This is a genomic window from Hydrogenophaga sp. GW823-FHT04C09 (assembly GCF_058796355.1).
The window spans coordinates 254,856-267,862 of the sequence record NZ_JBXAIO010000002.1 but is presented as its reverse complement, the minus strand read 5'-3'; the positions used below and the strand labels follow the sequence as shown (position 1 = coordinate 267,862).

Below are 13,007 nucleotides of genomic sequence, written 5' to 3'. Positions count from 1 at the left end.
CATTTTCGGCGCCCCTGGAATGCCTTCGTGAGGGGCGTTGCAAAGCCCCCACAGCGCTATTTCGCCGTTTCGGCTTCCTTGTTGTTGCTGCCATCGGCGGCGCGGCTGAAGAGAAACTGGCTGATCAGGTTCTCCAGGACGATGGCCGATTGCGTCTGGGTCACCACGTCGCCGTCGGCGAAGTTGCGCTCGTCGCCACCCGGCTCGATGCCGATGTACTGCTCGCCGAGCAGGCCACTGGTGAGGATCTTGAGCGAGCTGTCCTTGGGGAAGGCGTAGCGCGATTGCAGCTCCAGCCGGATGTTGGCCTGGAAGGTCTTGTCGTCGAAGGTGATGGACTCGACACGACCGACCAGCACGCCGGCGCTGCGCACGGCCGCCTTGGGCTTGAGGCCGCCGATGTTGTCGAAGCGGCCGACCACGTGGTAGGTCTTCTCGAAATTCAGGCTGAGCAGGTTGGCCGACTGCAGCGCGAGAAACAGGATGGCGGCCGCGCCGATCAGCACGAACAGCCCCACCCAGACGTCATTTTTGGAAGTTTGCATGTCCGTCCACTCCAATCAGATGCTGAACATCATGGCGGTGAGGACGAAGTCCAGCGCCAGCACGCTCAGCGAAGCCACCACCACCGTGCGGGTGGTGGCGCGAGAAACCCCTTCGGGCGTGGGATGCGCATCGAAGCCCTGCAGCAGGGCCACGAAGGTGACGGCGAAGCCGAACACCACGCTCTTGATGATGCCGTTGCCCACGTCGGCCCAGACGTCCACCCCGCCTTGCATCTGGCTCCAGAAGGCGCCGCCGTCCAGGCCGATGAGCAGCACGCCCACCACCCAGCCACCCACGATGCCCACGGCGCTGAACACCGCGGCGAGCAAGGGCATGGTGATGACGCCAGCCACGAAACGCGGCGCCAGCACGCGGCGCACCGGGTCGACGGCCATCATTTCCATGGCGCTGAGCTGCTCGCCGGCCTTCATGAGGCCGATCTCGGCCGTGAGCGAGGTGCCGGCGCGGCCCGCGAACAGCAGGGCCGTGACCACCGGGCCGAGTTCGCGCATGAGCGAGAGCGCCACCAGCAGGCCCAGCGCCTCGGTGGCGCCGTAGCGCTGCAGCGTGTAGTAACCCTGCAGGCTGAGCACGAAGCCGACGAACAGGCCGGAGACGCTGATGATGGCCAGTGAGTGGTTGCCCAGGAAATGGATCTGGTCGCGCACCAGCGAGGGCCGGCGCAGCGCGGCCCCCATCAGCCACACCAGGCGCCCGAACAGGCGGGTGCCATGGCCGATGCCGGCGAGTTGCAGGCGCACCGCACGGCCCACGCGGGCGGGATGCAGGGCATTCATGGGCGTGCTCCCCGGCGGGTGGGGCCGAAATCTTCCAGGAGTTCCGGGCCCGGGTGGTGGAAACGCACCGGCCCGTCGGGCAGGGCGTTGACGAACTGGTGCACCAGCGGATCCTGACTGTGCCGCACTTCCTCGGGCGTGCCCTGGGCGGCGATCTTGCCGTTGGCCAGCACGATCACCTGGTCGGCGATGTGGAAGGTTTCGTCGAGGTCGTGCGAGACCACGATGCTGGTCAGACCCATGGCATCGTTGAGTTGGCGGATCAGGCGCGCGGCGGTGCCGAGCGAAATCGGGTCCAGGCCGGCGAAGGGCTCGTCGTACATCACGAGTTCGGGGTCCAGCGCGATCGCGCGCGCCAGCGCCACGCGCCGGGCCATGCCGCCGGAGAGCTCGCTGGGCATGAGGTCGCGTGCACCGCGCAGGCCGACCGCGTTGAGCTTCATCAACACGATGTCGCGCACCATGGCTTCGGGCAACTGCGTGTGCTCGCGCAACGGGAAGGCCACGTTGTCGAACACGCTCATGTCGGTGAACAAGGCGCCGAACTGGAACAGCATGCCCATGCGCCGACGCGCTTCGTACAGCGCCTTCGGGCCCATGGTGGTGATGTCCTGCCCGTCGAACAGGGTCTGGCCGGACTGGCCGCGGATCTGACCACCGATCAACTTCAGCACCGTGGTCTTGCCGCCGCCGGACGCACCCATGAGCGCCGTGACCTTGCCACGCGGCACGGTCAGCGAGATGTTGTCGAGGATGGCGCGCTCGCCGTAACCGAAGGTCAGGTTGCGCAGTTCGACCAGAGGGGGGGTGGAGTCGGTGGGCATCAAACAAAAACCGGGCAGTTCAGCGCCCGGTTTTTGGATGATACGGGATTCAGGGGTAAACCCTCGACGCCGTTTTGTTTCGATAAATGTCAGCGAGGCAGGTCGGAGAAGCCCATCAGGAATTCGTCCACCGCGCGCGCGGCCTGACGGCCTTCGCGGATCGCCCACACCACCAGACTCTGGCCACGGCGCATGTCGCCAGCGGCGAACACCTTGGGCACGTTGGTCGCGTAGCCACCCGTGAAGTCGGTGCTGGCCTTGGCGTTGCCGCGCGCGTCCTTCTCGACACCGAAGCCGTCCAGGATGGTGGCGACCGGGTTCACGAAGCCCATGGCGAGCAGCACCATGTCGGCCTTGTAGGTCTTTTCCGTGCCGGGGATCTCGACCAGCTTGCCGTCCTTCATCTCGACGTGCACGGTCGTGAGGCCGGTGACCTTGCCTTTTTCGCCGATGAATTCCTTGGTGGAGATGGCGAACTCGCGCACGCAGCCTTCCTCGTGGCTGGAGCTGGTGCGCAGCTTGAGCGGCCAGTAGGGCCACACCAGGGGCTTGTTCTCTTCTTCCGGCGGCTGCGGCATCACCTCGAACTGCGTGACGCTGACCGCGCCGTGGCGGTTGCTGGTGCCCACGCAGTCGCTGCCGGTGTCGCCGCCGCCGATCACGATGACGTGCTTGCCGTCGGCGCGCAGCTGGCCCTTGAGCTTGTCGCCGGCGTTGACCTTGTTCTGCTGCGGCAGGAACTCCATCGCGAAATGGATGCCGTCGAGATCGCGGCCGGGCACGGGCAGGTCGCGGCTCTGCTCGGAGCCGCCGGTCAGCAGCACGGCATCGAAGTCCTTCTGCAGCTGCTCGGGCGTGACGGTTTCCTTGGCCCAGTTCGTGACCTTGCTGCCCTTGGGCAGGGTGCCGACCATGACGCCGGTGCGGAACACCACGCCTTCGGCTTCCATCTGCTTGACGCGCAGGTCAATGTGGCTCTTCTCCATCTTGAAGTCGGGAATGCCGTAGCGCAGCAGGCCACCGACGCGGTCGTTCTTCTCGAACAGGGTCACGTCATGACCGGCGCGCGCGAGCTGCTGTGCCGCGGCCATGCCGGCCGGGCCCGAACCCACCACGGCGATCTTCTTGCCGGTCTTGTGGCGCGGCGGCTGCGGCTGCACCCAGCCTTCGGCCCAGGCGCGGTCGATGATGGCGTGCTCGATCGACTTGATGCCCACGGCGTCGTCGTTCACGTTCAGCGTGCAGGCGGCCTCGCAGGGCGCGGGGCAGATGCGGCCGGTGAACTCGGGGAAGTTGTTGGTGCTGTGCAGCACGGTGATGGCGTTCTGCCAATCGCCCTGGTACACGAGGTCGTTGAAGTCCGGAATGATGTTGTTGACCGGGCAGCCGCTGTTGCAGAACGGCGTGCCGCAGTCCATGCAACGCGCGGCCTGAACCTTGGATTGCGGCTCATTGAGGCCGACGACAAATTCCTTGTAGTGCTTCAGGCGCTCGGGCACGGGCTTGTAGCCCTCTTCCAGACGCTCGTATTCCATGAAGCCGGTGACTTTTCCCATGATGCGATTCCTTCGTGTTCGTGCGTGCGGCGGGCTTACTTGGCGGGCGCCGTGGCTGTTTTCGCCGTGGTCTGGGCCTTGGTGGTGACGACGGCGGCGGCCTTGCGGGCGTGGATCTCGCCCAGGGCGCGCTTGTATTCGTTCGGGAACACCTTCACGAACTTGCCGCGCGACTGCGCCCAGGTGTCGAGCAGTTCGCGCGCGCGCTTGCTGCCGGTCCAGCGGTTGTGCTCCTCCAGCAGCTTCTTGAGCTGCGCTTCGTCGCTCAGGTCGCGGTGCCAGATGGCGCGGTCCAGCGTGGCTTCCTGCTCGGTGGCGGACAGCACCTTTTCCAGGCTGACCATGGCCGTGTTGCAGCGCTTGGCGAAGTCGCCGTCCTCGTCGTACACGTAGGCAATGCCGCCGCTCATGCCGGCGGCGAAGTTGCGGCCGGTCTTGCCCAGCACCACCACGGTGCCGCCGGTCATGTATTCACAACCGTGGTCGCCCGTGCCTTCCACCACCGCGGTGGCGCCCGACAGGCGCACCGCGAACCGCTCGCCGGCCACGCCGCTGAAGAAGGCTTCACCGGTGGTGGCGCCGTACATCACGGTGTTGCCCACGATGATGTTGCGCGTGGCTTCGCCCCGGAAGTCGATGCTGGGGCGCACCACCACGCGGCCGCCGGAGAGGCCCTTGCCGGTGTAGTCGTTGGCGTCGCCGATCAGGTACAGCGTGATGCCGCGCGTGAGGAAGGCGCCGAACGACTGGCCGCCCGTGCCCTCGAGCTGGATGCGGATGGTGTCGTCCGGCAGGCCTTCGGGGTGCACCTTCGTCACGGCGCCCGAGAGCATCGCGCCCACCGAGCGGTTGACGTTGCGCGCCACCTCGATGAACTGCACGCGCTCGCCCTTGTCGATCGCCGCGCGCGACTTCTGGATCAGGATGTTGTCGAGCGACTTCTCCAGCCCGTGCTCCTGCTGCTGGGTGTGGAAACGCGGCACGTCGGCCGGCACGATCGGCTGCGCCAGCAGGCGGCCGAAGTCCAGGCCGCGCGCCTTCCAGTGTTCGATGCCCTGCTTCATGTCCAGCAGGTCGGCGCGGCCAATCAGATCGTCGAACTTGCGGATGCCCAATTGCGCCATGATCTGGCGCGCCTCTTCCGCGATGAAGAAGAAGTAGTTCACGACGTGCTCGGGCTTGCCGCTGAACTTCTTGCGCAGCACCGGGTCCTGCGTGGCCACGCCCACCGGGCAGGTGTTGAGGTGGCACTTGCGCATCATGATGCAGCCCTCGACCACCAGCGGCGCGGTGGCGAAGCCGAATTCGTCGGCGCCGAGCAGGGCACCGATCACCACGTCGCGGCCGGTTTTCATCTGGCCGTCGGCCTGCACGCGGATGCGGCTGCGCAGGCGGTTGAGCACCAGCGTCTGCTGCGTTTCGGCCAGGCCGATTTCCCAAGGGCTGCCGGCGTGCTTGATGGACGACCAAGGCGAGGCGCCCGTGCCGCCGTCGTGGCCCGCGATCACCACGTGGTCGGCCTTGCACTTGGCCACGCCCGCGGCGATGGTGCCCACGCCGATCTCGGACACCAGCTTGACGCTGATGCTGGAGTGCGGCGCGACGTTCTTCAGGTCGTGGATCAGCTGCGCCAGGTCCTCGATGGAATAGATGTCGTGGTGCGGAGGCGGCGAGATCAGGCCCACGCCCGGCACGCTGTGGCGCAGCTTGCCGATGTAGTCGCTCACCTTGCCACCGGGCAGTTGGCCGCCCTCGCCGGGCTTGGCGCCCTGCGCCATCTTGATCTGGATCTGATCGGCGCTGTTGAGGTACTCGGCCGTGACGCCGAAGCGGCCCGAGGCCACCTGCTTGATCTTGGAGCGCATGGAGTCGCCCGCCTGCAGCTCGTAGTCCACCTCGAAGGTGTCCTTGCCCAGCAGGTCCGACATGGTCTGGCCCTGCTTGATCGGGATGCCCTTGAGCTCGCTGCGATAGCGCAGGGCGTCCTCGCCACCTTCACCGGTGTTGCTCTTGCCGCCGATGCGGTTCATGGCCACGGCCAGCGTCGCGTGGGCCTCGGTCGAGATGGAGCCCAGCGACATGGCGCCGGTGGCGAAGCGCTTGACGATCTCCGCCGCCGGCTCGACCTCGTCGATCGAGATCGCGGTGCTGGGGTTGATCTTGAACTCGAACAGGCCGCGCAGCGTCATGTGGCGGCGGCTCTGGTCGTTGATGAGCTGCGCGTACTCCTTGTACGTGTTCCAGTTGTTCGCTCGCGTGCTGTGCTGCAGCTTGGCGATGGCGTCGGGCGTCCACATGTGCTCTTCGCCCCGGGCGCGCCAGGCGTATTCGCCGCCGGTCTCCAGCATCGTGGCCAGCACCGGGTCGTCGCCGAAGGCGGCCTTGTGCATGCGAATGCCTTCTTCGGCGATCTCGAACACGCCGATGCCACCCACACGGCTGGCGGTGCCGGTGAAGTACTTGTCCACGGTCTCGCTGTTGAGGCCGATCGCCTCGAACAGCTGCGCGCCGCAGTAGGACATGTAGGTCGAGACGCCCATCTTGGACATGATCTTGGACAGGCCCTTGCCGATCGCCTTGACGTAGTTGTAGATCGCCTTGTCCGCGCTCAGGTCGCCCGGCAGGCCCTGGCTGATCGCGGCCAAGGTTTCCATGGCCAGGTAGGGGTGCACGGCCTCGGCACCGTAGCCGGCGAGCACGGCGAAGTGGTGCACTTCGCGCGCCGTGCCGGTTTCGACCACCAGGCCGGCGGTGGTGCGCAGGCCTTCACGCACCAGGTGCTGGTGGATCGCGGACAGCGCCAGCAGCGCGGGAATGGCGATCTGCGTGGCGCTGACGGCGCGGTCGCTGATGATCAGGATGTTCTTGCCGCCCTTGATCGCGTCCACCGCGCTCGCGCACAGGGAGGCCAGCTTAGCTTCCACGCCTTCGCGGCCCCAGGCCGCGGGGTAGGTGATGTCCAGCGTGTGGCTGCGGAACTTGCCCTGCGTCACGGCATCGATGTCGCGCAGCTTGGCCATGTCGGCGAAGTCGAGCACGGGCTGGCTCACTTCCAGGCGCATCGGCGGGTTGACCTGGTTGATGTCCAGCAGGTTGGGCTTGGGGCCGATGAAGGACACCAGCGACATCACGATCGCTTCGCGGATCGGGTCGATCGGCGGGTTGGTCACCTGCGCGAACAGCTGCTTGAAATAGTTGTAGAGCGGCTTGTTCTTGTCGGAGAGCACGGCCAGCGGGCTGTCGTTGCCCATGGAGCCGATGCCCTCTTCGCCGTTGGCGGCCATCGGGCTCATCAGGAACTTGATGTCTTCCTGCGTGTAGCCGAAGGCCTGCTGGCGGTCCAGCAGCTCGGGCGCCACGCGCTCGACGCCAGCGGACTGCGGCTCGGTGGCGGTGATGCGCTGCTCTTGCGCGGACTCGCCGGCCACCGGCGTTTCCACATCATCGAGGCGGATGCGCAGGTTGTCGATCCACTGCTTGTAGGGCTTGCTGTTGGCGAGGTTGGCCTTGAGCTCCTCGTCATCGATCATGCGGCCCTGTTCCAGGTCGATCAGGAACATCTTGCCGGGCTGCAGGCGCCACTTGCGCACGATCTTGTTTTCCGGCACGGGCAGCACGCCCGACTCGGAGCCCATGATCACGAAGTCGTCGTCGGTGATGCAGTAGCGCGACGGGCGCAGGCCGTTGCGGTCCAGCGTGGCGCCGATCTGGCGGCCGTCGGTGAACACGATGGAGGCCGGGCCGTCCCAGGGCTCCATCATCGCGGCGTGGTACTCGTAGAAGGCCTTGCGGCGGCCGTCCATGGTGGTGTGCTGCTCCCAGGGCTCGGGAATCATCATCATCACGGCCTGGGCCAGCGGGTAACCCGCCATGGTGAGCAGCTCGAGGCAGTTGTCGAAGGTGGCGGTGTCGGACTGGCTGGCGAAGCTGATCGGGTACAGCTTCTGCAGGTCGGCCCCCAGCACCGGCGAGGACATCACGCCCTCGCGCGCCTTCATCCAGTTGTAGTTGCCCTTGACGGTGTTGATCTCGCCGTTGTGCGCGACATAGCGGTACGGGTGGGCGAGCGGCCATTCGGGGAAGGTGTTGGTCGAGAAACGCTGGTGCACCAGACCCAGGGCCGAAACGCAGCGTTCGTCTTCCAGATCACGGAAGTAGGTGCCCACCTGATCGGCCAGCAGCAGGCCCTTGTAGACCACCGTGCGGCTGCTCATGCTGACCACGTAATACTCTTTGCTGTGGGTCAGCTTGAGGCGCTGGATGTTGGCGCTGGCCGTCTTGCGGATCACGTACAGCTTGCGCTCCAGCGCGTCCTGCACGATCACGTCGTTGCCGCGGCCGATGAAGACCTGGCGGATGATCGGCTCCTTCTCGCGCACCGTGGGCGACATGGGCATGTCGCGGTTGACCGGCACGTCGCGCCAGCCCAGCAGCACCTGGCCTTCGGCGGCGATCGCACGCTCCATCTCCTGCTCGCAGGCCAGGCGGCTGGCGTGCTCCTTGGGCATGAAGATCATGCCCACGCCGTACTCCCCCGCCGGCGGCAGCACCACGCCCTGGGCCGCCATCTCCTCGCGGTACAGCGCGTCGGGCAGCTGGATCAACAGCCCTGCCCCGTCGCCCATGAGCTTGTCGGCGCCGACCGCACCCCGGTGATCCAGGTTCTCCAGGATCTTCAGACCCTGCTTCACGATGGCGTGGCTCTTCTCGCCCTTGATGTGGGCCACGAAACCCACGCCACAAGCGTCGTGCTCGTGGGAAGGGTCGTACAGACCGTGTTGCTGGAGGTGCTGTTGTTCGGCTGCCGTGGTCATGGCGCTTCCTTCTCGGTTCGTGGGCGTAAATGCAAAAACGGGACTGCGAGCTTATTGCATTGCAACAACAATGCCAAGCAGATTAAATGGGGTCAGATTCCATTTAAATCCCGACAAATTTGATCGATGTTTTATTGGGGACAGATTAAAAACGCTTTGATGAAGCGTTCCAGGCCTTCGGAGCCTTGCGTCAGGTTTCGTTGGAGGAGGTGGACGCGGGACGGCCCGGGCGGCCGCGCGCAATCCGGCGCGGGGTGCGTTTTTGCAACTCCGCGGCAAAGTCCGCATCCCCGAGCGCCCAGCCGTGCAGCGTGGCGTCGGTGATGGCGCCCTGCTGCGCCACCGATTGCCCCGCATGCACCAACTCGGTGTACGCCGCTTCGCGCGCGAACGGGGTGTTGCCCAGCCCCCAATACACGGCGGGCGGTGTGATCCGCCGGTCCGGCGTCTGCCCGATGTAGTGGCGATGGCTTGACCAGGGATGGTTTTTCGGGTCCACCACCAGGCCAGCGCGCACGGGGTTCAAGTCCAGATAGACCATGCAAGCCAGCAGGTAGCGTTCGGTCTGAACCAGCGTGGATTTGTAGCGCCCTTCCCACAGGGTGCCAGTGCGGTGGTACAGGTCGTTGAAATAACGGACGTAGCGCCGCCCCACCGCCTGCATCATGAGCGGTACACCCTCCGCCGTTTCGGGCGTGAGCAGCAGATGGAAATGGTTGTCCATCAGCACATAGGCGTTGAGTGCCACCTGGTGCTTGCGCGCGTTGTCGCCCAACAGCTCCAGCAGGAACTCGCGGTCGGCGTCGCTGCGCACGATGTCCTGGCGGTTGTTGCCGCGCTGGATCACATGGTGCGGGTAACCGGCGACGGTCAGGCGGGGAAGACGGGCCATGGTGCGGTCAGTTGGGCGTCGCCGCGAAGCGGCTCCGAAGGGAATCCGACCCCGATTATGGTCGGGCGCTCCACGCGGCCTGCAGCCGCCCCGCCAGCAGCACACCGAGCAAGGAGGAAGCGCCTGTCACGGTCCAGGTCCATTGCCAGCCGCCGACCAGGGTGGCCACCCAGGCCACCAGCGGCGGCCCGAGAAATTGACCCATGGCAGAGAACTGCTGCATCCAGCCCACCGTGGTGGACACCGTCTCGTTGTCGGGAGCGAGTTTGACCGCCAGGCCAAACAGCGTCCCGGGAATCAGCCCACCCACCCCGGAGAAGACCAACACCGCAAGGTACTGCGCCACCGGGTAACCCTCGGCGCCAAAGGCCACCCAGGCCCCCACACCCATCGCGACATAGGCCAGCGCCAGCACCACACCAGGGCGCGCGCCCCTGGCGAGCCACCAGCCCCCGCCAATGTTGCCGACCATGTTGATGCCCGCGGCCAGGGCGCTGAGCACGGCCACCGTGGCGCCGGTGTACCCGGCCTGGTGGTAGATCGTCGGCAGGAAACCGACCACGGCCAGCCATTGGCCCGAATACAGGAAGAAGGCCAGCGCCATCAGCCAGGGGCCGGGCGCCCGCAGGGTCCGTCGAAGCCGTGGGCCCAGGGCCGTGGCGCTGGATGCGGACTGCGCTTGTGCGTCCGGGGTCACCCATTTCGCCAGTCCGACCGCCGCCAACAGGGAAAGCAGCGCCAACAACAACCAGGCCCAGCGCCAACCGACGGCGGAGAGCAAGGGCACGCCGAGCAGCAGGGCCAGCGAAGTGCCCAGGGGCATGTACGCCCCCCACCAGCCGAGCGAACGGGACAGCGTGGGCGCATGGTGCACGCGCTGCCGCAGCAGGCCCGGCGCCGGCAACACGGCCGAGAGGAAGCCCATGCCCTCGATCACCCGCGTGGCCAGCAACACGTGAACGTTGGGGGCCAGCGCACCCAGCGCACTCCCCGTGGCCAGCAACAGCAAGCCGGCCAGCATGACGCGGCGAGGACCCAGCCGATCCGCCATCAGCCCCACCACCAAGCCCAGCGTCATGCCCGCCAGCTGCACCAGCGACAACAGGAACCCGGCTTGCACCAGACTCAATCCCAGGCTCTCGCGCAACACCGGAATGGCCACCGGCAGTTTGCCCACGTGCAAGGCGCAGGTGACGCCTACGGCGACCACCAGGGCCGCCAGCGGCCGCGAAGCGAGGCCGGGAGACGCCGTCATGGGAACAGCACGGCGCCATAAAGGCGCTCGTGCTCACGGATGGCAAATCGGTCTGTCATGCCAGCGATGTAGTCGGCCACCGCCCTGGCCAGGTGTTGTTTGCGCCCATGCGCCTCGGGCAATTCGCCAGGCGCGTTCATGTAGCGATCGAACAAGTCACTGACCACGCGGCGCGCACGATCCGTGGTCTCCATCACCTGCGGATGGCGGTAGAGATTGCGAAACAGGAAACTTTTCAACACTTGCGAGCGTTCCCTCATGCCATCGGAGAAGGCCACCAGCGGCGGACCCGCGCGCACGGCGTCCGCGCTGTGAACCTGCGCCGTCGAGAGCCGCGCGCGCGTGGTGTCGATCACGTCATAGACCTGGTCGCTGAGCATGAGACGGATGGACTCGAACAACAGGCGGCGCCCCTGCAGCTGCGGATGCGCCTTCAAGGCCGTGCGGCGGTAGTGCTCGAACAGCTCCACGTCGGCCATCTGGTCCAGGGTCAACAAGCCCGAGCGCACACCGTCGTCGATGTCGTGCGCGTTGTAGGCGATCTCGTCGGCCAGGTTGCACAACTGCGCCTCCAGCGAGGGCGATCCCCCCTGCAGGAACCGCGATGCCACGCCGCCTGGCTCCTGTTGCTCCAGCCGCTGGGCGTTGGCCCGGGAGCAGTGTTTGAGAATGCCTTCGCGGGTCTCGAAGCAAAGGTTCAAACCGTCGAAGGCGGGGTAACGCTCTTCCAGTTCATCGACCACGCGCAGACTCTGGAGGTTGTGTTCGAACCCCCAGCTGTCGGTATCGCCGGGCACCGCTTGCGCGGACGCGGCCTTGAGGCACGCGTTGAGGGCATCCTGCCCGGCATGGCCAAAGGGCGTGTGGCCCAGATCGTGGGCCAGGGCAATGGCCTCGACAAGATCTTCGTTGAGGCGCAGCGAGCGCGCGATGCTCCGACCCAGCTGAGCGACCTCCAGCGAATGGGTCAGGCGCGTGCGGAACAGGTCGCCTTCGTGGTTCAGGAACACCTGGGTCTTGTAGACCAGCCGCCTGAACGCGGTCGAATGGATCACACGGTCTCGGTCGCGTTGGAACGCGGTGCGGGTCGGCGCTTCGGGCTCAGGATGGCGACGTCCCCGACTGAGCGCCGGATCGCTGGCGAAATCCGCCAGCCCGGTGGGCAGGGGGGTGGTCGGCACGGCCATCAGGCCCGGCAACTGGCTTCGATCACCTGAGCCACCACCGCGTCGGGGGCACTGCGCATGCTGGCGTGGCCCGGGGCATCGATCACCACGAACTTGATGGCCCCACCCTCGGACTTCTTGTCCACCCGCATCAACTCCAGGTAGCGGCCCACATTGTCCTGGGCGTCCAGCACCGGCGCCACCGTGGGCAAGCCCGCGCGCCGAACCAATGCGGTCAGGCGTTCGACAAAAGCGGTGTCCACCAGACCCAGGGCCGCCGACAGGCGCACGGCCATGACCATGCCGCAACCCACCGCTTCGCCATGCAGCCAAGCCCCATAACCCATACCCGCTTCGATGGCGTGCCCGAAGGTGTGGCCAAAATTCAGAATCGCGCGCATGCCCGACTCGCGTTCGTCCTGGCCCACCACCCAGGCCTTGATCTCGCAGCTGCGGCGCACGGCGAAAGCAAGCGCGTCGGCGTCGCGCGCCATGAGTGCGTCCATGTTGCTTTCGATCCAATCCTGGAAAGCCATGTCGGCGATCGGTCCGTACTTGATGACCTCGGCCAACCCCGCGCTGAGCTCCCGCTCGGGCAAGGTCTTGAGCGCGTCGAGGTCGCACAGCACACGCCGAGGCTGGTAAAAGGCCCCGATCATGTTTTTGCCCAACGGGTGGTTGATGGCCGTCTTGCCCCCCACGGACGAATCCACCTGCGCGAGCAAGGTGGTTGGCACCTGCACGAAAGGGACGCCACGCATGTAGCTCGCGGCGGCGAATCCCGTCATGTCGCCGACCACACCCCCCCCCAACGCAAAGAGCACGGTCTTGCGGTCGCAACCGTTGGACAACAAGGCATCAAAAATGAGGTTGAGCGATTCCCAGGTCTTGTACGCCTCGCCATCGGGCAGCACCACGGTGTGAATCGCCTTGTAGCGCTGCGCCAGAGAGTCGAGCAGGCGGTCCCGGTACAAAGGCCCCACCGTCTGGTTTGTGACGATCATGGCGCTGGCGGCGCTGGGCAGATCGGTATAACTCTCGGGTGCGTCCAGCAGGCCTGCACCAATGATGATGCCATAGCTGCGATCGCCGAGATCGATGTCCACCCGTTGGGTGCGCGGGGCCGTGTGCGATGAAGTCATGGACACCGAGTTTAT

9 protein-coding genes are annotated in these 13,007 nt (G+C 66.1%); all 9 read right to left on the bottom strand.

The window, feature by feature from the left end:
* Positions 1-56: 56 nt before the first annotated feature.
* The 9 genes from mlaD to aroB all read right to left on the bottom strand — a co-directional run bounded on the left by mlaD (position 57) and on the right by aroB (position 12,992).
* Positions 57-545 (bottom strand): outer membrane lipid asymmetry maintenance protein MlaD, encoded by a 489-nt coding sequence (mlaD, locus tag AC1Q9M_RS06375; RefSeq protein ID WP_382323352.1) that lies wholly within the window; start codon positions 543-545, stop codon positions 57-59.
* A gap of 15 nt (positions 546-560) precedes the next feature.
* Positions 561-1,343, bottom strand: a complete 783-nt coding sequence (gene mlaE / locus AC1Q9M_RS06370) for a lipid asymmetry maintenance ABC transporter permease subunit MlaE (protein WP_297397875.1) — start codon at positions 1,341-1,343, stop codon at positions 561-563.
* Complete coding sequence (locus AC1Q9M_RS06365; RefSeq protein WP_492432961.1) at positions 1,340-2,167, bottom strand: ABC transporter ATP-binding protein; 828 nt, start codon at positions 2,165-2,167, stop codon at positions 1,340-1,342. The genes mlaE and AC1Q9M_RS06365 overlap by 4 nt, the downstream gene beginning before the upstream one ends.
* Positions 2,168-2,256: 89 nt before the next feature.
* On the bottom strand, positions 2,257-3,723 hold the full coding sequence (locus AC1Q9M_RS06360; RefSeq protein WP_382323350.1) for a glutamate synthase subunit beta: 1,467 nt from the start codon (positions 3,721-3,723) through the stop codon (positions 2,257-2,259).
* Positions 3,724-3,758: 35 nt separating this feature from the next.
* Positions 3,759-8,537: a glutamate synthase-related protein gene (locus tag AC1Q9M_RS06355; RefSeq protein ID WP_492432959.1), complete on the bottom strand. Its 4,779-nt coding sequence runs from the start codon at positions 8,535-8,537 to the stop codon at positions 3,759-3,761.
* 190 nt (positions 8,538-8,727) lie between these two features.
* On the bottom strand, positions 8,728-9,429 hold the full coding sequence (locus AC1Q9M_RS06350; RefSeq protein ID WP_382323349.1) for a transposase: 702 nt from the start codon (positions 9,427-9,429) through the stop codon (positions 8,728-8,730).
* A gap of 55 nt (positions 9,430-9,484) precedes the next feature.
* A complete protein-coding gene (locus AC1Q9M_RS06345; protein ID WP_492432958.1) occupies positions 9,485-10,684 on the bottom strand; it encodes an MFS transporter in 1,200 nt (399 codons plus the stop codon).
* Positions 10,681-11,871 (bottom strand): deoxyguanosinetriphosphate triphosphohydrolase, encoded by a 1,191-nt coding sequence (locus tag AC1Q9M_RS06340; protein WP_444688447.1) that lies wholly within the window; start codon positions 11,869-11,871, stop codon positions 10,681-10,683. The genes AC1Q9M_RS06345 and AC1Q9M_RS06340 overlap by 4 nt, the downstream gene beginning before the upstream one ends.
* Entirely contained in the window at positions 11,871-12,992 is a 1,122-nt protein-coding gene (gene aroB / locus AC1Q9M_RS06335; RefSeq protein WP_492432956.1) for a 3-dehydroquinate synthase, read from the bottom strand. Before aroB ends, AC1Q9M_RS06340 begins: the two co-directional genes overlap by 1 nt.
* Positions 12,993-13,007 lie beyond the last annotated feature (15 nt).

Bases quoted from the DNA above. Each gene is read 5' to 3' on its own strand.
- AC1Q9M_RS06350 (WP_382323349.1), bottom strand. From the start codon at position 9,429: ATGGCCCGTCTTCCCCGCCTGACCGTCGCCGGTTACCCGCACCATGTG.
- AC1Q9M_RS06355 (WP_492432959.1), bottom strand. From the start codon at position 8,537: ATGACCACGGCAGCCGAACAACAGCACCTCCAGCAACACGGTCTGTAC.
- aroB (WP_492432956.1), bottom strand. From the start codon at position 12,992: ATGACTTCATCGCACACGGCCCCGCGCACCCAACGGGTGGACATCGAT.
- AC1Q9M_RS06345 (WP_492432958.1), bottom strand. From the start codon at position 10,684: ATGACGGCGTCTCCCGGCCTCGCTTCGCGGCCGCTGGCGGCCCTGGTG.
- AC1Q9M_RS06340 (WP_444688447.1), bottom strand. From the start codon at position 11,871: ATGGCCGTGCCGACCACCCCCCTGCCCACCGGGCTGGCGGATTTCGCC.
- mlaD (WP_382323352.1), bottom strand. From the start codon at position 545: ATGCAAACTTCCAAAAATGACGTCTGGGTGGGGCTGTTCGTGCTGATC.
- mlaE (WP_297397875.1), bottom strand. From the start codon at position 1,343: ATGAATGCCCTGCATCCCGCCCGCGTGGGCCGTGCGGTGCGCCTGCAA.
- AC1Q9M_RS06360 (WP_382323350.1), bottom strand. From the start codon at position 3,723: ATGGGAAAAGTCACCGGCTTCATGGAATACGAGCGTCTGGAAGAGGGC.
- AC1Q9M_RS06365 (WP_492432961.1), bottom strand. From the start codon at position 2,167: ATGCCCACCGACTCCACCCCCCCTCTGGTCGAACTGCGCAACCTGACC.